Annotated in this window: 18 protein-coding genes; 9 read left to right on the top strand and 9 right to left on the bottom strand. The window is 28.2% G+C overall.

Features of this window, described 5'->3' with window-relative positions; genetic code table 11:
- Positions 1-4: 4 nt before the first annotated feature.
- Positions 5-916: an SPFH domain-containing protein gene (locus ACXGQT_RS10400; protein ID WP_457828532.1), complete on the bottom strand. Its 912-nt coding sequence runs from the start codon at positions 914-916 to the stop codon at positions 5-7.
- An 84-nt stretch (positions 917-1,000) separates the two neighbouring features.
- A complete protein-coding gene (gene gltX, locus ACXGQT_RS10395) occupies positions 1,001-2,515 on the bottom strand; it encodes a glutamate--tRNA ligase (RefSeq protein WP_457828531.1) in 1,515 nt (504 codons plus the stop codon).
- Between the two features lie 143 nt (positions 2,516-2,658).
- Here gltX and ybeY point away from each other — a divergent pair, with 143 nt between their 5' ends.
- The 4 genes from ybeY (at position 2,659) to ACXGQT_RS10375 (ending at position 6,747) form a co-directional block, all read left to right on the top strand.
- The gene (gene ybeY, locus ACXGQT_RS10390; protein ID WP_457828530.1) at positions 2,659-3,072 is read left to right on the top strand and encodes an rRNA maturation RNase YbeY; all 414 of its coding nucleotides are present in this window, start codon (positions 2,659-2,661) and stop codon (positions 3,070-3,072) included.
- Positions 3,073-3,139: 67 nt separating this feature from the next.
- Entirely contained in the window at positions 3,140-5,017 is a 1,878-nt protein-coding gene (mnmG, locus tag ACXGQT_RS10385; protein ID WP_457828529.1) for a tRNA uridine-5-carboxymethylaminomethyl(34) synthesis enzyme MnmG, read from the top strand.
- 101 nt (positions 5,018-5,118) lie between these two features.
- Positions 5,119-5,742, top strand: coding sequence for a SanA/YdcF family protein (locus ACXGQT_RS10380; protein ID WP_457828528.1), 624 nt, complete (start codon positions 5,119-5,121; stop codon positions 5,740-5,742).
- Positions 5,743-6,747, top strand: coding sequence for a class I SAM-dependent methyltransferase (locus tag ACXGQT_RS10375; protein ID WP_457828527.1), 1,005 nt, complete (start codon positions 5,743-5,745; stop codon positions 6,745-6,747).
- 172 nt (positions 6,748-6,919) lie between these two features.
- On the opposite strand, the gene ACXGQT_RS10370 is transcribed toward ACXGQT_RS10375, so the two are convergent.
- The 6 genes from ACXGQT_RS10370 to ACXGQT_RS10345 form a co-directional block, all read right to left on the bottom strand.
- Positions 6,920-9,667: an outer membrane beta-barrel protein gene (locus tag ACXGQT_RS10370; protein ID WP_457828526.1), complete on the bottom strand. Its 2,748-nt coding sequence runs from the start codon at positions 9,665-9,667 to the stop codon at positions 6,920-6,922.
- 95 nt (positions 9,668-9,762) lie between these two features.
- Positions 9,763-10,521 carry a LytR/AlgR family response regulator transcription factor gene (locus tag ACXGQT_RS10365; RefSeq protein WP_457828525.1) on the bottom strand — a complete coding sequence of 253 codons (759 nt, stop codon included), beginning with the start codon at positions 10,519-10,521 and terminating at the stop codon, positions 9,763-9,765.
- 4 nt (positions 10,522-10,525) lie between these two features.
- Positions 10,526-11,878 carry a sensor histidine kinase gene (locus tag ACXGQT_RS10360; RefSeq protein ID WP_457828524.1) on the bottom strand — a complete coding sequence of 451 codons (1,353 nt, stop codon included), beginning with the start codon at positions 11,876-11,878 and terminating at the stop codon, positions 10,526-10,528.
- 12 nt (positions 11,879-11,890) lie between these two features.
- Complete coding sequence (locus ACXGQT_RS10355; protein WP_457828523.1) at positions 11,891-12,982, bottom strand: hypothetical protein; 1,092 nt, start codon at positions 12,980-12,982, stop codon at positions 11,891-11,893.
- A 94-nt stretch (positions 12,983-13,076) separates the two neighbouring features.
- Positions 13,077-13,442 (bottom strand): hypothetical protein, encoded by a 366-nt coding sequence (locus ACXGQT_RS10350; protein ID WP_457828522.1) that lies wholly within the window; start codon positions 13,440-13,442, stop codon positions 13,077-13,079.
- A gap of 93 nt (positions 13,443-13,535) precedes the next feature.
- Positions 13,536-14,384: a hypothetical protein gene (locus ACXGQT_RS10345; RefSeq protein ID WP_457828521.1), complete on the bottom strand. Its 849-nt coding sequence runs from the start codon at positions 14,382-14,384 to the stop codon at positions 13,536-13,538.
- Between the two features lie 83 nt (positions 14,385-14,467).
- Here ACXGQT_RS10345 and ACXGQT_RS10340 point away from each other — a divergent pair, with 83 nt between their 5' ends.
- The 4 genes from ACXGQT_RS10340 (at position 14,468) to ACXGQT_RS10325 (ending at position 20,970) form a co-directional block, all read left to right on the top strand.
- Positions 14,468-14,983 (top strand): RNA polymerase sigma factor, encoded by a 516-nt coding sequence (locus ACXGQT_RS10340; RefSeq protein WP_457828520.1) that lies wholly within the window; start codon positions 14,468-14,470, stop codon positions 14,981-14,983.
- Positions 14,984-15,051: 68 nt separating this feature from the next.
- Positions 15,052-15,960 (top strand): FecR family protein, encoded by a 909-nt coding sequence (locus tag ACXGQT_RS10335; RefSeq protein WP_457828519.1) that lies wholly within the window; start codon positions 15,052-15,054, stop codon positions 15,958-15,960.
- Between the two features lies 1 nt (position 15,961).
- Positions 15,962-18,535 carry a TonB-dependent receptor gene (locus ACXGQT_RS10330; protein ID WP_457828518.1) on the top strand — a complete coding sequence of 858 codons (2,574 nt, stop codon included), beginning with the start codon at positions 15,962-15,964 and terminating at the stop codon, positions 18,533-18,535.
- Positions 18,536-18,915: 380 nt separating this feature from the next.
- Positions 18,916-20,970, top strand: coding sequence for a hybrid sensor histidine kinase/response regulator transcription factor (locus ACXGQT_RS10325; RefSeq protein ID WP_457828517.1), 2,055 nt, complete (start codon positions 18,916-18,918; stop codon positions 20,968-20,970).
- On the opposite strand, the gene ACXGQT_RS10320 is transcribed toward ACXGQT_RS10325, so the two are convergent.
- Positions 20,967-22,109: a DNA polymerase III subunit gene (locus ACXGQT_RS10320; protein ID WP_457828516.1), complete on the bottom strand. Its 1,143-nt coding sequence runs from the start codon at positions 22,107-22,109 to the stop codon at positions 20,967-20,969. The genes ACXGQT_RS10325 and ACXGQT_RS10320 overlap by 4 nt on opposite strands.
- Before the next feature lie 159 nt (positions 22,110-22,268).
- Here ACXGQT_RS10320 and ACXGQT_RS10315 point away from each other — a divergent pair, with 159 nt between their 5' ends.
- The gene (locus ACXGQT_RS10315; protein ID WP_457828515.1) at positions 22,269-23,456 is read left to right on the top strand and encodes a phosphoglycerate kinase; all 1,188 of its coding nucleotides are present in this window, start codon (positions 22,269-22,271) and stop codon (positions 23,454-23,456) included.
- Positions 23,457-23,488: the final 32 nt, after the last annotated feature.

Raw genomic sequence — 23,488 nt, 5'->3', positions numbered from 1 at the left:
GATATTATCCATCTTTTTGTGAATTAGAATTTTCCTGAATTTTATTGGCAGCAACCAAACTTGTAACCATATCATTTAACATACTGCTAGCTGCATTTGGGTTGTTAGGTAATAAAATTAAATTACTGTTACTTTCAGATCCTATAGATTGTAATGTATCGTAATGTTGGGTGATAACAATTAATGCAGAAGCTTCTTGACTGTTAATTCCAGCTTTATTTAACACATCTACAGATTCTTCTAAACCACGAGCAATTTCTCTACGTTGATCTGCAATTCCTTTTCCTTGTAAACGTTTACTTTCAGCTTCACCACGGGCTCTTTCTACTATAGAAATACGTTGTGCATCTCCTTCAAATTGAGCGGCAATTTTTTCTCGTTCGGCAGCATTAATTCTATTCATTGCTGCTTTTACTTGTGCATCAGGATCTATATCTGTTACCAAAGCTTTTACAATGTCGTATCCATAGTTTAACATGGCGTCTTTAAGTTCTCTTTGTATGGCTAAGGCAATATCATCTTTTTTCTCAAAAACATCGTCTAACTTCATTTTAGGAACTTCTGCACGAACTACATCAAAAATATAAGCGGTGATTTGATCATGTGGATTCTGTAATTTGTAGAAAGCATCTTCTACTTTCTCTCTTAAAATTTGAAATTGTACAGATATTTTCATTTGTACAAATACATCATCCTTAGTTTTGGTTTCTACCAATACATCTAATTGTTGAATTTTTAAACTTACTCTTCCGGCAATTTTATCTATAAATGGAATTTTTAAATTAAGTCCTGCTTGTCTCGTTCCTACAAATTTTCCAAACCTTTCTACAATAGCTGTGGTTTGTTGTTTTACTGTAAAAATTCCTAACACTAATATAATTACGATTAGTGCTATTATTGTATAAGTTGATATCATGATTTTTTTCTTTTAAAGATACTGTTTTATAAACAAAAAAGCCCTGAGTTTTAACTCAGGGCTTTTAATTTTTCAATGTTGTAGTTAAGCTAATTTTTCAATTGCATTATCAATTCTTAATAAGCTTTTTTCTTTACCTATCATTTCAATAATATCAAATAGGTGAGGACCTTTCATTTCTCCAACAATACATAATCTTAAAGGAGGCATTACTTTTCCAAATCCAAATTCTTTTTCGGTTAAATATTCTTTAACTTTTGTTTCAATGGTTAAACTTGAAAAATCTTCAATTTCTTTAATGATTTCTTTTACCTCTAACATAATATCTTTGGTATCTGGCTTCCATTGTTTTTTGGCTGCTTTTTCATCATATGATGTTGGATTCACAAAATAGTAATCTGCTAAATCCCATAAATCTTTTGTAAAAACTGCTCTTTCCTTTACTTGAGAAACCACTTTTCTAACAAAGCTTAAATCAAAATCTTTTAATTCATTTTGATATAATTTTACAAATTCACTTGCTATTTCATCATCATTTTTCTCTTGCATGTATTGCTGATTAAACCACTTGGTTTTATCTGCACTAAATTTAGCTCCCGATTTAGAAACACGTTTGATATCAAATTCTTTTATCAATTCTTCTAAAGAAAAGATTTCTTGCTCTGTTCCAGGATTCCATCCCAATAAGGCTAACATGTTTATAAAAGCATCGTTAAAATACCCATCTTCTTTGTATCCTCTAGAAACTTCATTGGTTTCTTGGTTTGTATATTCTAATGGAAATACTGGGAATCCTAATTTATCTCCATCTCTTTTACTTAATTTTCCTTTACCAACTGGTTTTAAAATTAACGGTAAGTGTGCAAATTTTGGAGCAATCCAACCAAAAGCTTCGTACAATAAACTATGAAGTGGAAGAGAAGGTAACCATTCTTCACCACGAATTACATGACTTATTTTCATTAAATGATCATCTACAATATTTGCTAAATGATAGGTTGGCATCCCATCAGATTTAAACAAAATTTTATCATCTAAAGTATTGGTATCAATAATTATTTCTCCACGAATCATATCATCCAAAATCAATTTTTGATCTTTTGGAGTTTTAAAACGTATTACATATTTATCTCCATTAGCCAATTTTTGATCTACTTCCTCTTTAGATAAATGGATAGAATTGTTTAACGTTTCACGTGAAACGTTGTTATAAATAAAAACCGATTTATTTTCTTCAGCTTCTTTTCTTAAAGCATCTAATTCTTCTGCAGTATCAAAAGCATAATATGCTTGGTTACTTGCTACCAAAGCATCAGCATATTTTTTATAAAGATTTTTTCTTTCTGATTGTCTGTATGGACCAAATTTTTCGTTTTTTCCTGGACCTTCATCAAAAGGAATTCCACACCAATCTAAAGCATCAATAATATATTTTTCTGCATTTGCTACATACCTAGTTTGGTCTGTATCTTCAATTCTTAATACAAATGTTCCATTGTTTTTTTTAGCAAATAAATAATTAAATAATGCTGTTCTTACTCCTCCAATATGTAAAGGTCCTGTTGGACTTGGTGCAAAGCGTACACGTACATTTTCCATGATGGTGATTTTTAGAATTGTTTGGTTGTTTTTATTGTTTGCAAATATACTTTATCTCTTATATTATTAATTATATATACTTTATTTTATTGTGTATTATGGTATTATCCTTTTTACTACCTTTGCAAAACTAAATTTGGTATATGATTGTTTTTAATTATGAAACTGATTTTGAATTAGTTAATGAAGAAAAATATAGTTATTGGATCTCTGAAACCATTGCTAACGAAGGCTTTGAAGAAGGAGATATTAATTATATTTTTTGTGATGATGAATATTTACATAAATTGAATGTAGAATTCTTAGATCACGACACTTTAACAGATATTATTAGTTTTGATTATACTATGGGTAAACTAATTTCTGGTGATATTTTTATTTCTGTAGAAAGGGTAAAAGATAATGCCAAGGATTTAAAAATTTCTTTTGATGAGGAATTACCTAGAGTTATTATTCATGGTATTTTGCATTATTGTGGTTTTAAAGATAAGACTGATGAAGATGCTAAACAGATGCGTTTAAAAGAGGAGCAATATATAACTGTTTTAGAAAAATAAATTTATTGTTCCACGTGGAACAAAAATCAATATTGATTTTTTTATCAATATTAAATTGAATAAATATATGAGTTTATTTACCGATACTTACGATGTAATTGTTGTTGGAGCTGGACATGCTGGTTCAGAAGCTGCTGCTGCTGCTGCTAACATGGGTTCTAAAACTTTGTTGGTTACTATGAGTTTGCAAAATATTGCGCAAATGAGTTGTAATCCTGCAATGGGAGGAATTGCTAAAGGACAAATTGTTAGAGAAATTGATGCGTTAGGTGGGTATAGTGGAATTGTTACCGATAAAACTGCTATACAATTTAAGATGCTTAACAAATCTAAAGGACCTGCTATGTGGAGTCCAAGAGCTCAATCTGACAGAATGCGTTTTGCAGAGGAGTGGAGAAATATGCTTGAGCAAACTGATAATTTAGATTTTTATCAGGATATGATCAAAGGTTTGATTATTGAAGATGGAGAAATTAAAGGTGTAAAAACTGGTTTAGGTTTTGAGATAAAAGCAAAATCTGTAATTATTACTGCAGGTACTTTTTTAAATGGATTGATTCATATTGGTGAAAAATCTTTTGGAGGAGGAAGATCTGGTGAAAGTGCTTCTACAGGAATTACCGAAGATTTGGTAAAAGTTGGTTTTGAAGCCGGAAGAATGAAAACAGGAACACCTCCAAGAGTAGATGCTCGTTCTTTAGATTTTTCTAAAATGATAGAACAACCTGGGGATGAAAATCCTGAAAAGTTTTCTTATTTATCAACTACCAAACCATTAACAGAACAACGTTCTTGTTATATGAGTTATACTTCTCAAGAGGTTCATGATTTGTTACGTTCTGGTTTTGATAGATCACCAATGTTTAATGGTAGAATAAAATCTACAGGTCCAAGATATTGTCCTTCAATAGAAGATAAAATTGATCGTTTTGCTACTAAAGATAGACATCAAATTTTTGTAGAACCTGAAGGATGGAATACAGTTGAAATTTATGTAAATGGCTTTTCTACATCTTTACCAGAAGATGTTCAAGATAAAGCTTTGCGAAAAGTTGCTGGTTTTGAAAATGTAAAATTTTTACGTTATGGTTATGCAATAGAGTATGATTATTTTCCACCAACACAATTAACACATACTTTAGAAACTAAGTTGGTAAAGAATTTGTTTTTTGCCGGACAAATTAATGGTACTACTGGTTATGAAGAAGCAGCTTCGCAAGGATTAATGGCAGGTATTAATGCTGTTTTAAAAGTGCAACAAAGACCTCCTTTTATTTTAAAAAGAGATGAGGCTTATATTGGAGTTTTAATAGATGATTTAATTACTAAAGGAACAGAAGAGCCTTATAGAATGTTTACTTCTAGAGCAGAGTACAGAACTTTATTAAGACAAGATAATGCTGATATTCGTTTAACTCCAATTTCAAATGCTATTGGATTGGCTTCCGATGAGCGTTTAGAAAGAGTAAAAGAAAAGGTAAAAAAATCTGATTTATTGGTTCGGTTTTTAGAAGAAAGAAGTATTAAACCTTCTGATATAAATCCTATTTTAGAAGCTAAAGGTTCTGCTACTATAAACCAATCTGTAAAGATGTTTAAGGTTGCTTCTAGACCACAAATTGATTTTAAAGATGTTGTAACTTTTCCTGGTGTAGCTCAATTTGTTGAAGAAAATAATATAGATGCAGAATCGATTGAACAAGCTGAGGTAAAAGTTAAATATGCTGGTTATATAGAAAAAGAAAAGAATAATGCTGATAAACTTCAACGTTTAGAAAATATATCTATTCCTAAAAGTTTTGATTATTATAAAGTAAAATCTTTATCTATAGAAGCTCAACAAAAATTAACTAAAATTCAACCCGTAACCATTTCTCAAGCAAGTAGAATTAGTGGAGTTTCTCCATCAGATGTTTCTGTTTTGTTAGTTTATATGGGAAGATAAAATAAAAGTTCCACGTGGAACAAATCAAAATAAAAACCGATATTTTAATACTAAAGTATCGGTTTTTCGTTTATGTTAAGCTTGTTGTTTAAATAAAAAGAATGAAAAAAATACTCATAATTATATCTATTCTTTTGGGAATCTCTATACTGTTGCCTAATTATATTATTAGTGTAAAAACAGAAAATAAGGTATATAACAATGTAAATGAAATCCCTAAAAATAAAGTTGGATTGGTTTTGGGAACTTCTAAATGGAATAGAAAAGGAGGTGTAAATTTGTTTTTTAAATATAGAATTGATGCCGTTGTTGAATTGTATAACAATGGAAAAATTGAGTTTATTTTGGTTAGTGGAGATAATTCTACTATTGCATATAATGAACCTGAGTTTTTTAAAAAGGCATTAATAAAAAGAGGAATTCCTAAAGAAAAAATATTTTTAGACTATGCAGGGTTTAGAACATTAGATTCTGTAATTAGAGCATATAAAGTTTTTAATCAACAATCTTACACCGTTATTTCTCAAGAATTTCATAATAAAAGAGCTGTTTACATTGCTTCTTTAAATAATATAAATGCCATAGGATTTAATGCAAAAGATGTAAGTGATGCTTATGGTTTTAAAGTATATTTGCGTGAGTATTTAGCAAGAACTAAAGTTTTTGTAGATATATTATTTAATGTACAATCTAAATTTTTAGGACCTAAAATTGAAATAAAATAAATGGCATTAGAAAAATATTTAAACACTAAAGATTATTCTGTTTCTAAAGAAAATTTTGAATTGCTGTTGGATGATAGAATTGATTTGTTAATTACCAATCCAAGGCCAAAAAAAGAAAATTTAGCTAAGTATTACGAAACTGAAAATTATATATCTCATACAGATCGTAAAAAATCTGTAACAGAAATTGTATATAGTTTGGTTAAAAAATATACGTTAAACAAAAAATTAGAACTTTTAAATTCTTTTCTTGTTGAAGAAAAAAATGTTTTAGATATTGGTTGTGGTACAGGAGATTTTTTAAAAGTATGCCAACAAGCAGAGTGGAAGGTAACAGGAATAGAACCTAGTGAAAAAGCAAGAGAAAAAGGTTTAGAAAAATTAAATAAAGGAACTTATATTTATTCAGACCTTCATGCTTTTTTTGAGGATGATTTTGCTGGAGCAGAAAAAGATTTAGATTATAAACAAAGTTATAAGCAAACCAAATTATATCATCATGCAGAACATGAAACAAAAAACATAGAAAAAGAAGTTTTAAAATTTGAGGATGATTATACTCCAGAAAAGAAACCTTATAAATTTGATGTAATTACCATGTGGCATGTTTTAGAACATGTACACGATTTAGATATGTATATTTATAGATTGAAACAATTATTAAAACCAGATGGTGTTTTGGTTATTGCAGTTCCAAATTACAAAAGTTACGATGCTGAATATTATAAAGAGCATTGGGCAGCTTTTGATGTACCAAGACATTTATGGCATTTTTCTCAAACTTCTATTCATAGGTTGTTTGCTACAGAATTAATGAAAGTGGTAAAAACCATTCCTATGAAATTTGATGCGTTTTATGTTTCTTTATTAAGTGAACAATACAAAACAGGAAAAAAGAATTTTATCAAAGCAATTATTAACGGAATTAAGTCAAATAAAGCTGCAAAACGAACAGGAGAGTATTCTTCATTAATTTATGTGTTAAAAAACATGAAAAACGAATAATTAAGGCGTTTAAGCAGGTTTAGGTCGTTTTTTGGTAAAGTACCTTATTGAAATCATAAAACCCTTTTAAATTTGATTTAAAAGGGTTTTGTTTTAAATAAATTATCTATATTAAAATTGTTATTAATAAAAATAATTTATAGTTGTTTTGAATATTAATTTTATCTAAAATTTATTTCTTCTTTTTTTTAAGACTATTAAATTTCCAACTAAAGCTCAACATAAAATATTGTTGTAATACGGTGCTTTGTCTATCAACCACAACATTTTGATAACTGTATTTATAAACATTTATATTTTGATTTAATACATCATAAGCTTTTAAACTTAAAGTAGCAGAATCTTTAAATAAGCTATAAGCTATAGTGGCATTCCAAAACCAGGAGCTTTTATCAAAACCATCACTAATATTTGGATTGTAGGTATAATTAATTTCATTTCTTAATTCTAATTTTTTTAAGAAATAATTAGTGGTACTTATACGTATTCTATGATTTGTAAATTCTTGAGCTACTAAATTATTAATGTTTTGGTTATGTGTGTCAAACGAGTTTTTGGTGTAATAAGGGTTGTATCGAATATTTATATTGGCAATTTTGTCCCAATTAAATTCTGTCCAAATGCTAGGCCCTAAATTATTATAAAAACTAGTGTATTGTAAATTGTTTACATAGTTAATATTTTTGCTAAAATTAGTATTAAATCCTAGTCCTATTTTAATACTTTTTAAGGTGTCTAATTTTATTCTTTTGTTATAATCTGCATACATATATATAGAAGATGTTCCATCTACATTGGCATAGGTAGTTTCTCTAGTTAAATCACTATTAATGGTACTTTTACTAATAATTTGATCTTTGGTATAAGTAGCATAAATATAACTGTAAAAATTAATCCCTTTTTGAAAGTTGTTTTTACTAAAATTAGCATTTAATGTATGTCTTTTGGTAGGGACTAAGTTAGGGTTTCCAATAATTGTATTGGTAGGATTGGTAATGTTAACAAAGGGTTGTATTTGATTAATATTTGGAGCATTATTATTTAAGTTATAGTACAGTCCAAAATTTGTTTTAGGATTGTGATAGTTTAATCTGTAATTTATTTGTGTGGCATTAAATCTTCTTTTTAAACTAAGATGTGGTCTTAAATTATCGGAATTGTTTAAGGTTCTAAAAAGGTATTCTGTTTTTATAGATGATGACCATTTTTTACCTCTGTATTCTAATTGAGCTGTAGGAGAGGTGCTGATGTTATCATATACAAAATCGGAACTAAAATCTGTATTTATATCCGTTTTAAAACGATTATTGTTCTCATCAAAATCATAAGAATTTCTGATGTTTTTTTGAGTAACTTTTCTATAAGTAACACCCATATTTAACGATAATTTTTTCTTAATAATTGCCCATTGATATTTAGGCTCTAAAATAAGTGTCTTGGTATTATTATCCCCATTTCTTAATTGGTTGATGTCTGAGTTCTCCGAAGGATTGTTAAACTTTATTAATTGATTTTGAATTCTATCTAAAGAGATGTTTTTTACCGTTTGATAGTACCAATTAAATTTTAAATAAGAACCTTTATTGCCAATGCGTTTGGTAGCACTTAAGTTGTTTGTAAAATTATTATTGGTGGTTTTACTCAAGTTGTTTGAATAAGATTTGTTAATAGAATCGTTATTAATATCTAAAGAAGAAGCATTACTTTCATAAGCATTTGTAGTTTTTGTTTGACGAAATTTTGGAGTAATGGTAATTAGTAGGGTAGAATCGGGTTTAATGGTTAATTTGGTATCAGAACTATGGTTGGTAGCTTGTCTGTTAGAATTGGTGCTAGCATTGGTAAAAAACGTGTTGTTTGGAGTAAGATTTTCGGTTTTACTTTTATTTAAATTTATGGTTTCAGTGTCTGATCCAAAATAGTTGGTAGAAACATCTAGTTTTTTACTATAAGTATCTACATAATTTAAACCGTAATTGTTAGAGGTAATAATTCCGTTACTTCCCCAATTATTTATTTGTCGGTTAATGGTTCTAGAAGACGATCCTCCAAACATTTTGTTAATTTCTCCGTAACTAAAACCAGGTGAGTTAATATTGTTTCCTCCAGCCAGTACACTTACACGTAAATCGTTGTTAAAATAGTTGTACATTCCTGCATATTCATAACGTTCATCTGTTCCTGATCCTGCAGCCAATCGTCCAAAATTACCTTTGTTGTTTTCTTTTTTAATGACCAAATTAATGGTTTTGTTGGTTTTACTACCTTCTTCTCCTGTAAAACCTTCTTCATCGCTTTTGGTGTCTGATACTTGAATTTTTTCTATAATATCTTTGGTTAAATTTTTTGTTGCAATGGTAACATCATTAGAAAAAAACGGTTTTCCATTCACTAAAATTTTGTTGACTTCTTTTCCGTTTATTTTTATTTTTCCGTCATCATCTACTTCAACACCAGGTAACTTTTTAAGTAAATCTTCTACATTGGCATCTTTTTTAGTTTTAAAAGATTTTACGTTAAATTCCAACGTATCTTTTTTAACAGTTATAGGTGGAGCTTGTGCTCTGATGACTACTTCGTTTAAAATATTAGCGTTTTCTTCTAATAGAATGGTGTTAAAGTTTTGTTTTTTAGTACTGATGTTAATTTGTTTTTTGTAGGTTTTATATCCTATATAAGAAATGAACAAATGGGCTTTTTTATCGGTTGTTTTGTTTTCTAGTGCAAATTCTCCTTTTTGATTGGTTATGGTGTAACTAATAATGGTGCTGTCTTTAACACGTTGTAAATAAACAGTGGCAGATTCTATGGGAGTTTTCTCATTTTTAGATTTTAAAATTCCCGATATTTCAAAAGATATTGATTGAGTATAGGCAATACTAGATACCGCTAATAGCAATAGCGTTATAAACTTTTTCATGCAATTTTTTTACAAGCTAAAGTAAAAGAAATGTATAAAAACAACAGTGTAAATGAGTATGAGGTAATTGTTAATGAGTATTTCGCTTTTTTTCATTAGAATTTATGAAAACTAGCCAGTTTATTTAAAATCTCTTCTTTTTTATGTCTAGACACCACTACATTACTTCCATCGTTCATTAAAATATATCCACCGTCTTTTTTTACATAAGATTTTACGTGTATACTATTTACCAAATGTGATTGATGAGTTCTTATAAAATGATGTGCTGATAGCAATTCATCCCATTCTTTTAAGGTTTTAGATACTAATATTGTTGTTTCATTTACCAAATGAAAAATAGTGTAATTATTTTCGCTTTTGCACCTTATAATATCATCAATGGCTACAAAAAATAATTCATCAGAAGTAGGTAAAGCTATTTTTTTAGGTAGTTGTTGGTTGTTGTAATTACTAACCAAATGTTCTAGTTTTTTGTTTGCTATTTTTTTATCTAAAATTTCTGTTACTTTGTTAACAGCTTCTTTTAATTCGCTAACAGATACTGGTTTCATTAAATAATCTAAAGCACAAAATTTAATAGCCTTTAAAGCGTATTGATTGTAAGCAGTCACAAAAATAACTTCAAAATGAATGGGATTTATATTTTCTAAAACCTCAAATCCATTTTTTCCAGGCATTTCAATGTCTAAAAAAACCAAATCGGGTTTATGTTGTTTAATCAATGCAATACCTTTATCTACATCGTTTGTTTTGGCTATAATGTGAATATTAGCACAATGTTTTAGCAATAAATATTCTAAGTTTTCTAAATTGTGAATTTCATCATCAATAATAAGTGCGTTAATAGCCATAGCATTAATATTTTAAAGGCATGATAATTTTTACTTCAGTTCCTGTTTTTTCGGGATCTTTATCCGATATATCGGTTATGTGTATGGCGGTTTTTGTATGGTAATTTTTGTTGATTAAATCCATGCGATCCTGAGCTAATTTTAGTCCGTATTTTTGTCTATTTGTATGTATAGATTCTTTTATTTTGGTTGCCTTAATTCCTACACCATTATCGGTAACAGTACAAATAAAACAGTTGTCTTTTATGCTAAAAGTAATCCATAAATTTTTATTTCCCTTTTTTTGATGTAACCCATGTATAATAGCATTTTCTACAATAGGCTGAATAAGCATGGCAGGAATTTCTGTTTGATGGATATTTACGCTTGTTTCGGTATTAATTTCATAATTAAAATGAAAACGTAATTTTTCTATTTCTAAGTATTTTTTAATGGATTTTATTTCATCGTCTAGAGGAACCAACCCTTTTTCGCTTTTATCTAAGGTAAGTCTCATTAATTGCGAAAATTCAGTTAAATAATGATTGGCTTTTTCGTTATCACCTTTGTTAATTAGGTTTTGAATAGCACTTAAGGCATTAAATAAAAAGTGAGGATTCATTTGAGAACGAATGCTTTTTAACTGCATTTCTACAAATAAACGTTTGTTTATTTCTTTTTTTCGAGAACTATTAATACTCCAATGTATAATTATATATCCTATAAGTAAAAAAACAAGGCAGTAACCAATAATAAATTCTTTTTTGTGTTTTTGATAAAAACTAGCTTTTTTAAAAGCTGTGGTTTTAAAAAAATGTGCGTTTAAATAATGGGTGTTGTTACTTTTGTAATTACGTAACAAAGTATACTCACTGTTATTATAAATTACAATATGATGATTGATACCATCGGCCGTAGTTACATAGTCTATTTTGTAAATACAATCTTGATAAACAACTTCTTTTTTATTAATTTTTAATTGATTGTTATCTGCACGCCAAACATCAATAAGTGAGTTAGGCATGTGTTTTAAATGATTTTTAGATAGTTTGGTGAGTTCGGTAATTTTAAAACCCTCATCTAAAATAATGGTAGCTGTGTTTATTCTATTAATATTTACGTATTTAATATCATTATTGTAATAGTTAACACAAGTAAAAAATAACTCATCATTTAGTTTTGTTATGTTGTTGTAGCCAAACAATTCGTTGTCTACCACCATGTATTCTTCTGTAATAATAAGAGTTATTTCATTTTTGCTATTTACCCAAGTTCCATAAATATAATTTGGGAATTGGGTAGGATACACACTCATTTCTTGTGCAAAAGACATTAAAGATGTACATAAAAAAAGTAGATAAATTGTTTTTTTTAGCATGTAACAAAAGGCTTAATTAAGTTTACTAAATGTGTCATCAGCATGTCCTCTAGGTTGCAAAAAATACTCATTGTTTATTTTTTTTGCTTGATATATTTGATAGTTGCCACTTTGGTATAAAACAATCCAAATTAAATTATCGTTGTTAGATGAAGCTACATAGATAACTTTACTTTTTTCTGCTTGGTTGTAGGATTGTTTAGGTTGTTTATTATAGTAAAAAAAAGAATGATCAGTTACAGTAATTTCATTTTCTTGGTTGTTATGTAGCCACTTGCCTTGTAAAAATTTAGGAATTTTTTTATAGCTAGATTTTTTGTGTAATTTAATCAATCTATTGGTTCTAATGGTCATTTCATCGTTCTCTAAATTTAAAATTTCAAAAAGATTAGAGGATGTGTATATTTTAAATTTATTAGTTCCTATTTTTTGAATGTGTAAATAATGTTTTAATATTTGATCAGAAACCAAAAAATCGGGAGTAGCAATTAGTAATAAAGTTCCATATTTATCATACCAATTTCCAAAAAAATCTTTAGGTAACTGTTCTGGAAAAATGGTGTTTCCTGTTAAATTAAGTTGATTAATATTGTAGTTAACTACCTTGTTTTTTAGTTTGTTTTCGGTAGTGAATTTGTTAACTGTAAATGTTTTTTTATCGATTAGGTTGTTTATAAAATTGGTTCCATCTTTTCTTAAATCTAATTTATAAATAAACCAATTTCCTCCAGCGTTAGACTCTCCATAATTTATTCTTTTGGTATCTTTTGCTAAAGGAGGAAAAAAAACCTTAAATCGTATTTCTTCTGATTCTTTAAAATAGTTTTTTCCAGTTAAAGAAATTCCATCAGTTTTGGTTACATACAATTTTTCTCCTTTTCCAGAAGAATCTTCTATATAGGTTTCTTTAGGAATAGAAATCCAATGTCCTTTAAAACCTCTAATATGAAAATGAATAATGGTTTCGTTAGTAGTAAGTTCTATTTTAGTAACAGCAGCGTTGGTATTGTTTATTAAATGATCTGGATTGTTGATAATTTTTTGAGCCTGAGCATTTTTAAAAATGAATAACAAACCAAGAATAAAAAAAAATTGCGCTTTCATATGTTAAAAATGTTTGTATCAAAACTACTATACTTTACTAAAAGTAAATACTTGAAATTAGAATTTAACCATGTTTAATGAGAATTTAGCAATTTTACAAGGTTTGTAAATACCATCCAAACAAACAAATTAAAAAATAAACACCCAAATTGGCTGCTCCCTGAAAATCTCCTGCTATTCTTTGACCAATTAGTAAAATTAGAATATTAAGAACACAAATTTTAAAAACAATAAGAATTGGGAATAGCTTAAAATTAAAAATCAAAGAGAAAATTCCTAAAATTAAAAATAGAGTAGTAATGCTGTTTATAAATACTAAAAACCACCAAAAGAAATTGGCCAATTTTTCTTGTTTTAAGTGATGTGCTAAAAAAGAGGTATATCCTTTTTTATCTTTTAGTTTTTCAAATAAAGAATATCCAAAAGAAATGAGTAAAAAACTTAAAATAGCTAAGGTCATAAAAAATGTGTTTTTACTCAAAGGTCATTAAAAACAAAACACCCTGCAAACTAATTTTGCAAGGTGTTTACTATAACTATGTTTAAGTATAAATTACTTTTTACGAGTAGGTTTGTTTTCTTTTAAAAAGTTTTCCAAATCTTCATCACTTGAAATAGTTATAAGAGTTCCATCATTTGCTTCAAAAGAAAAAGGATATTTAAAAGTTGGTCTTGTTCCTTTTTCTAGGCTTTCAGTATACGTTTTCATTTCTTCTTGGTTGGTTATTTCTGTAGTTGTTTCATCTTCATTAATTACAGTTACTGGAAAAACAATTTTAAAAGGAGGTCTTTTGTGTTCTGCTCTGTCATTGTTTTTACGTTCTTCACGGGCTTCTTTAATATAAGTAGCTAAAGCCTCTTCATCAGCCATTTCTATAATAGTTCCGTCTTTTTCTTCAATAGAAATAGGGAATTGTAAAATTGGTTTTACTCCTTCTTCTAAATCATTTTTGTAAGCTTTCATCGCTTCGCTATCAGCAATTTCTGTAGTAGATAAATCTTCGTTAATAACTGTTACAGGAAACACTAATTTAAAAGGAGGTCTTCTGCGTACTGGCCTTTTAACAAGTTCTTTTAAATCTCTAATATTTTCAATGGTAATAATTTCTCCATCAATAGTAATATCAAAAGGGAATTCAATAGTAGGTCTTTTATTTCTAGTAATAACTTCTTCTAATTCTTCATCCGAATTAACTTCTTGGGTAGTATCATCATCATTAACGGCCGTTACTGGGTAATTAATAATAACCGTTTTTAATGCTGTTGATAATTCTTCTGACGTTAACTCCTCTGATGATGTTATAGAGCTGTCTTCAGTACTAATGTCTGATGCACTTTCAGAACAGCTAACCATGATGCTAGCCGAAAAAAGTATTGCAACTAATGTTTTTGTGATTTTCATGATATTTAATTTTTTTAAGGTTTATATAACTGAAACCGCTATTTTTACAATTACCCTACCTTTAAAGCAAATTATTTTACTAAATGTCTAAAAAAATATCTGTTTGCGAAGCTAAAATATATGAATCCATATATAAAAAGTACAGCAAATCCCTTTACAGTTTTATGTACTTTAAATGTGGTGATGCCGATAGAGCAAATGATTTAGTTCAAGAATCTTTTATTAAACTTTGGAACAATTGTGCAAAGGTGATTTTTGAAAAAGCAAAATCTTATTTATATACCATTGCCAATCATCAGTTTTTAAATGAAGTGGCTCATTTTAAAGTAAAATTAAAATACGAGCAACACAACAGTAAAGATGATAGCAATATAGAAAGTCCAGATTTTTTGTTAGAAGAAAAAGAGTTTATGGATAAACTCCAATTGGCTATTGATGATTTAACTCCGGGTGAAAGAGAGGTTTTTTTATTAAATAGAATAGAAAGCAAAAAATATAGAGAAATAGCAGAAATGTTAGGGATTTCTGTTAAAGCGGTAGAAAAAAGAATGCATGGTGCTTTGGTAAAACTTAGAAAAAGTATCGGAAAAAATATTTAAATCCCTATAAATCAAAAAATAGAGTAGGGTATAAACTAAGTATTTGGTTATATATATAAAGAAACTAGATGAAACAAAATTATAAAATAGACGATACTTTTTTAGCCAGATGGTTAAATAACGAATTGACCGATGAGGAGTTGGCCGATTTTAAACAATCGGAAGATTATCCTTTGTATCAAAAAATAGCTAAGAAAAGCACTTTGTTTAGTGTTCCAAATTTTAATGAAGAACAATCTTTTAAAAATCTTCAAGAAAAAATTAAAAACCAAAAACAAAAAGTACGTAAGCTTGTGTCTAATTGGGTTTATGGTGTGGCAGCCGCAATTTTAATAATGTTTGGTTTGTCTTATTTTATGACTTCCAAAACAGAAATTATTTGTAATACAGCAGAGCAATTGGCTTATGTGTTGCCAGATGGATCTGAAGTTAGATTAAACGGAAATTCAACGCTTTTTTTTAATGAAAAGCAATGGCAAAAAGGAAACAGAACTTTAGATTTAGAGGGTGAAGGATATTTTAAAGTAAAAAAAGGATCTAATTTTTCTGTTTGTACAAATCAAGGAACTGTAACCGTTTTAGGAACCCAATTTAATGTACAAACTTTAAAAAAATATTTGGCTGTAGAGTGTTACGAAGGAAAAGTAAATGTTAAAAACAGCAAGTACGAATCTGTATTAACTCCAGGTAAAGGAGTAAAGTTTTTAGAAAATAAAAAAGAGAATTATCAAATCAACAGTACAGAACCTAATTGGGTAACAAATAATTATCAATACAATGCAGTGCCTTTAAGTGTTGTTTTTAAAGATTTAGAAAATGTTTACAAAGTAAAAGTTAAAAATAATGGAATTGATTTGTCACAACTTTACTCAGGAAAACTAGTTATAAATAATTTAGAAAAAGCGATAAAAGTAATTTGTAAACCTATGAATATTAATTACGTTATAAACAAAGATATTATCACGATTTCTGAATAATATGAAAAAGTTTTTATTGATTTTTTATCTGTTTACAGTTGCTGTTTTTTCTCAAGAAAACAGAAGTTTAAAGCAAGTATTAAATCAATTGTCTAAAACATATAATATTGATTTTTCTTATAACGAAAATCAAGTTCGGCAGTTTAACCATATACAGTTGGATTCTGAAACAGGTTTAAAGGCTTCTTTAATTAGTTTGTCTTTACAAACCCAGTTAGTGTTTGAGAAAATTGATGATGAGAACTATATCATCAGAAATAAATCAGAAGAAAAAATTAATATTTGTGGACAAGTTTTTAGCGCTACAAACAATGAAAAATTACCGATTGCAAACGTTTATTTAGGTGATATAAATATCCTTGCAAATAGTAATGGAATGTTTAAATTAAAGGATGTTTTAAAAGAAGATATAATCACTATTAAAGTACTAGGATATCAACAAATTAATATTGCTGTTAAAGATTTTAATACAAATTGTAAAAGCATTTTTTTAAAAGAAGAAATACATCAACTAACAGAGGTTGTAATTACTGATTATTTAACAACAGGTTTTTCTAAAAAGAACGATGGAAGTATTGTTTTAAATCCTAAAAATTCAGGGATATTACCAGGAGTTATAGAGCCAGATGTTTTACAATCTTTACAATTAATTCCTGGTGTGCAAAGCCCAGATGAAACCGCTTCGGGTATCCATATTAGAGGGAGCACTCCCGACCAAAATTTAGTGGTTTTTGATGGAATGAAAATGTATCATTTTTCACATTATTTTGGGTTGATATCTGCTTTTAATCCTTACATCACTAATAACATAAAGCTATATCGTTCTGGAACTCACGCTAAATATGGTAACAATGTTGGAGGGGTTTTAGATATTAGTACAGATAATTATGCTCCAAATAAATTATCTGTAGGTTTAGGAACTACACTAACACATTCAGATTTTTTTATAAAAGCTCCTTTTTTTAATAATAAGGTAGGTTTTGTGTTTTCTGCTCGTAGATCTATTACCGATATTTTTAATAGTTACACCAATCAACAATATGCAAAAGTTGCTTTTCAAAACAGTAAAATTTCTGATGGACTAGATTCAGAAAATTTAAAAATTACCAATGCCGATAATAATTTTTTTTACGAAGATTACCATTCTAAAATTATTGTAGAACCTAATACAAATAACAAAATATCATTTAGCTATTTATACAATTTAAACGATTTAAATTTTACAGGAAACAACTTAAGAGGTCGAGTAAAATTTATGGATGATATATTTATAGAAAACACGGGCTTTCATGTAGATTGGTCATTGGGAAATGTAAATAAAGGAATGCACAAAATTGCTTTTGGTAAAACAGGTTTTATAAAAAATTATGATGGATCTAGAGTATTAACAAGAGCCAATGGAAGTAATGAAAGTGTTTTTTTTTACAAATCAAACAATGTAAAAGAGACCAGTGCAGAATATTTATTTACAAAAAAACTCAATCAATATAATAAGTGGGAATTTGGATATCAGTTTAGTTATAACAATTTGACTTATAATTTTAATAGAATTACCCCGCAACAAGCAGATTTGGTGAATGATGAAATTGATGGAAAAGCTACTAACCATGCAGTTTTCTCAGAATATCAAATAGATTTAAAAAACAAATGGTTAATTAATGTAGGACTAAGATGGCAACATTTTAAGGGGATTGATAAAAATTATATAGAACCAAGGTTTAATTTAAATTACAAAGCCAATTCAGCTTTAAATTTAAAGTTCTCTACAGAATTAAAACATCAATCAGTTGCTCAGGTAGTAGATTTTAGAAATGATGGATTAGGCGGCTTGTTTGATCGTTTTTGGACTTTATCTAATCACAAACAATTTCCTGTTTTACAAAGTTTTCAAACCAGTATTGGTGCAGATTATCAAAAAAATAATTGGGTTTTTGATGTAGAACTTTATCATAAAAAAATTGCAGGCATTTTATTTTTATTTGATGAAAAAACCAGAGGACAAAAATATTTTAATGGTGATAATTACATAAAGGGAATTGATGTATTAATTAAAAAAGAATGGAATAATTATAATACTTGGGTTAGTTATTCTTTATCAAAAAGCATTTATCAGTTTAAAGATTTGAATGACGGAAATGAGTTTAATGGTTCATATGATGCTCCTCATAATTTTATATGGTCACATAATTATAGTATTAAAAAAGTAGAATTTTCTTTAGGATGGAGGTTTCGTTCAGGAATTCCTTATACTGTTAAAACTGCAGAATTAAATAATAACAATAAACTAAAAGTTGTATTTAAAAATTTAAATACAGAGAGGTTACCTAATTATAAAAGGTTAGATTTTTCTACCCGATATAAGTTTTGTTTTAATAAAGACAAAAATATAAAAGGTCAGTTAGGGCTTACGTTGCAAAACATTTTTAACAGAAAAAACATTTTAAGCAGAGATTATGAAATTCAAACAATTGTAAATAATGAAGGACAAAATAATACAGACAAAGAAATTTTAGTAGAAACAGATAAAATATCATTAGGTTTTGTACCTAATATATCTTTAAGAGTAAATTTTTAAAGGCCCCAATCTAAACTTTTATAAAGAATAACCTATTAAAGAAAACTATTAAAGTCAACCGATTGGGGCTAAAAATTTCTCTTTTTCAAATATTATCAATAACTCTTGTTAAGTATCTTTAAATATAAGAATCTATGTTTGTATTGCCTATTAGTTGTACAAATAATAAAACAATAAAAGTTTAAAACCTCCTTTTTAACAACCTTAGCATTCTTACCTAATTAGTATAAAGGAAATTTTTTGGTACAAACATTTATATTTCTCAATAATAGAACAAATAAACTGTATCTTTTTGTCAAAATTGATTCAATTACACTCACAAACGAATCAATTTTTAATGATAAATGTTATTTTTGCAGATTATTTACACCTATTAAGAAATGATTTTTAAAAAACCTCCCTTTATTTCTTCCTTACTTAATTTTGATGGATTATCTGGTATAGATAAAAAAAGGGCAAGATTAATGCTAACATTTAGCCTAGTTTGGATCATTCAAACAATTTTTTCCATTTTTGTTAGTGTAATTAAGTACAATAGTAACTTAATGCTAGCGGGTCATTTATTTGACTTTGTAGGAATTTTACTGGTGTTTTATTTTCTGTATAAAAGACAACAAACTGCAGCATTGGTTTTATTTATAAGTTTGGTTTTAATAACAACCATCTTATTTACAAACGTACTTTCACCCGCCAAATACGCAGAATACTTTTATATTTTTGTGGCTCCTTTAATTTTAATTTTTACCGAAAAAAAAGTTCTTATTTACTTTGGTTTTATTGTTTCTTATTTAGCCTTTATTATACCAAACAAATTCTATCATATTTATCCAGATGAATATTATCAAGATGATTATTTTGCTTTTATCTTGTTTATAATTGTCTTTTTTCTGGTTTATTATTTTAAATCTATCAACTCTAAAAATGAAAAGTTATTAGAAATAAAAACAAAAGAATTAGAAGAGTTAAATCAGTTTCAATCGCAGTTTTTCATCAATATATCTCATGAAATAAAAACTCCTTTAACATTAATAAGAGGGCAAGCAGATAAAATAAAAGAAACAAAGGTTAAACGTAAAATAGATGTACAAATTAACAACATCCAAAAAATTGTAGATGATGTAATTGACCTTTCAAAAATGAGTAATAACTCCTTTAGTTTGCATAAAGAGGTTGTAGATTTAAAATCGTTGGTATATAAAATTCATATTTCATTTGAATCTTTGTTTGCTCAAAAAAAAATCACTTTTACATTTATAAATTCTGAGCATGATTTTTTTATTCTAGCCGATGCTTTGTATTTAGAAAGAGCCATTAATAATTTAATGTTAAATGCCTATAAATACACCGATAAAAAAGGAAAAGTAATTATTAAACTAAACAAAATAGAAGATACTATTCAATTAAGTATATCTGACACAGGAATAGGTATTGATAAAAAGAATGTAGATAAAATTTTTAATAGATTTTATCAAGTAAACAATGACTTTAACCAAACAGGAGGTAGCGGAATAGGATTGGCTTTTACAAAAGAAATTATAACCTTATTAGAAGGAGAAATAATTGTAGAAAGTAAACCTAATATAGGTACTACATTTAAGGTGCTTTTTCCGGTAGTAAATAATTTAAAAAATAAAATTAAGACTGAAAATATATCCACTAGCGTTTCTTCAAAAAATGATTTAACAGACGTAGTGTTTGATAAAAGTATTACAATATTAATTGTAGACGATTCTGTTGAAATGAGATCTTATTTAAAAGAATTATTACAGGAATATAAGTGTATTGAAGCAGATAATGGAATAGAGGCTTTGGAACTGTTAAAAGAAAAAAAGGTAGATTTTATAGTAACTGATTATATGATGCCAAAAATGAATGGTTTTGAGCTCATTACTTATATGAAAAACAATAACATGTTCATTCCAACATTAATGCTAACAGCTAGAAGTGATAACGATAGTAAATTACAAGTATTAAGGTTAGGTATAAATGATTATTTAAGTAAACCTTTTGATAAAAATGAACTATTAATTAGAATCCATAACATTTTAAAGAATCAATACAATAGAGAAAAGTTTGTTCTTAAAGAAGAAATATCAGATGAAGAAATCAATGAAAATACAGAATGGCTTGTAAAATTAAAGAATTGTATTATAAAAAAATGTCATAATCCTAAGTTAAATCAGGTTGAAATTGCTGAACATTTTAATGTCTCTAAAAGCACATTTTATCGTAAAGTAAAAATGGAAACAGGGTTAACACCTAATGAGTTCATTAATGAAATAAAGCTTTTACAAGCAAGAAAAATTGTTGAAAAACAAAGTGATATTTCTTTAAAAGAACTGTCTTTAAAAGTAGGGTACTTACACACTTCTTATTTTGCTACACAGTATAAAAAAAGATTTGGGGTTCACCCTATTAAACAAGCTCAAAATTAAGCCCCTAGTTCTTGTTCTTTAGCATGTAATAATCTTGTTAATTTAATAGAGGTATCTAGTAAAATTAGTTTGGCATTTCCATTTCTTTCAATGTGGTAAATAGCATCATTTAACTCGCTGTTAATGGCTTCAATATTGGCACTGTGTATAAACGGAGCAAATTTTTCTATGCTAAAACCTTTGGTTTGTGGTTGGTAAAAAACTAGGTCTTTGGCTCCATAATTAAACAAAAGTGCTTGTCTAAAAAATTGTAAACAAAAGTTTAAAAACTGTTTTTGTTTTTCACGTCCCATAGCACCAATAGTATCGGACCAAGCAATTAAATCTTGAATAACACTAGCGTTTCCTTTGGCTTTAAAAGCAGCACGTACCCAAGTAATAAAAAGTTGTTCATACTCTAAATCATTTCCCTCACTTTTTAAAAGATCCAATGCTTTTTGATAACTTCCTTCGGCCCTATGGGCTATTTTTTGTGCTTCGGCTGGAAAAGAATTTTCACGTTCAATTAAAGCTTCGGCAATGTTTTCTTCGCTTAATAAAGGAAAATCTAAAATTTGGCAACGAGATAAAATCGTGTTAATCAATTGCTCCGGATGTTCTACAACTAATAAGAATATGGTTTTAGCAGGTGGTTCTTCAATCAACTTTAATAATTTATTTGCAGCAGCATTGTTCATTTTTTCTGCCATCCAAATAATCATAATCTTATACCCTCCTTCGTAAGATTTTAATTTTAAAGATTTTACAATTTCTTCAGCTTCATCAACTCCAATTTGTCCTTGTTTATTTTCAATTCCTAATTGTTGATACCATTGATATAAACTACCATAAGGATGGTCTTTTATAAAAGTTCTCCATTCGTTTAAAAACAGTTTACTTACAGGGTGTTTTTTTACATTTTCATTTACGGCTGTAGGAAAAGCAAAATGTAAATCGGGGTGTTGTAGTTTAGAAACCCTAACATCGCAAGCTTCATCGTTTTTACAAAGAATATATTGCGCATAAGCAATGGCAGCAGCCAAAGTTCCTACACCATTAGCACCAACAAATAACTGTGCATGTGCAATTCTACCCGTATCGGCAGTTCTTTTTAGGTGATTAATAATGTGTTGTTGCCCAATAAGATGATTAAATAGCATAAGATTTCAATCGGTTAAAAGAATTTCAAATTTACAATTTTAATAATCAGCACTTATAAATTTATAATATTTAAAACGTTTTAGTTAATTTCATGTTTTCCTATATTTAATATAGGCATCAACCATTATATTTGCAATACATCAACTTAGATTTGACATATGAAAACAATCAATGATTTTAATTTTAAGGATAAAAAAGCCTTAATAAGAGTAGATTTTAATGTTCCTTTAGACGCTGAGTTTAATGTAACAGATACAACAAGATTAAAAGCGGCAAAGCCTACTATCATCAAGATTTTAGAAGATGGAGGAGCGGCAGTTTTAATGTCTCATTTAGGACGTCCAAAAGGAGTAGAAGATCAATTCTCTTTAAGACATATTGTAAAAACTGCTTCAGAAATTATTGGAGTAGAAGTTAAATTTGTTGCTGCTACTGTAGGTGCAGAGGCTGAAGCTGCTGTAGCTGCTTTACAGCCAGGGGAAGTTTTATTATTAGAAAACTTACGTTTCTTTGCTGAAGAAACCAAAGGAGATTTAGCGTTCTCTGAGCAATTATCTAAATTAGGTGATGTTTATGTAAACGATGCATTTGGTACAGCTCACCGTGCTCACGCATCTACTACAATTGTTGCTCAATTCTTTAAAGATAAATTAGCTGGTTTGGTTATTGAAGCTGAATTAGTAAACGCTGATAAAGTATTAAAAGGTGGTGTAAAACCTGTTACTGCTATTATGGGTGGAGCAAAAGTTTCTGATAAGATTTTAATTATTGAAAAATTATTAGACGTTGCTGATAACATTATTATTGGTGGAGGAATGTCTTATACTTTTGCAAAAGCAGAAGGTGGAAACATTGGTAAATCACTTTGTCAAAATGATTTATTAGACTACGTTTTAGAATTAGAAGAAAAAGCAAAAGCAAAAGGAGTTAAGTTAATTTTCCCTATTGATAACTTATTAGGAGATGCTTTCTCTAACGATGCAAATACTCAAGTAGTGTTAAGAGGACAAATTCCTGATGATTGGGAAGGTTTTGATATTGGACCAAAAACTATTGAGAAATTCTCAGAAATTATTAAAAACTCTAAAACAGTTATTTGGAATGGACCTATGGGAGTGTCAGAAATCCCTTTATATGCAACAGGTACTATAGAGGTAGCTAAAGCAGTAAAAGAAGCTACAGAAGGTGGTGCTTTCTCTTTAATTGGAGGTGGTGATTCTGCTGCAGCAATTAATAATTTAGGATTTGGTGATGATGTATCTTATGTTTCTACAGGAGGTGGAGCATTATTAGAATATATGGAAGGAAAAACCTTACCAGGTATTGCAGCTTTGCAAGATGCTTAAGAAAAGTTAACATACTTTTAGGAATAAAATCT

The sequence above is a fragment of the Wenyingzhuangia sp. IMCC45467 genome (assembly GCF_054111205.1).
Note: the sequence above shows the minus strand (reverse complement) of the source record. Positions and strands in the feature narration are given on the sequence as shown.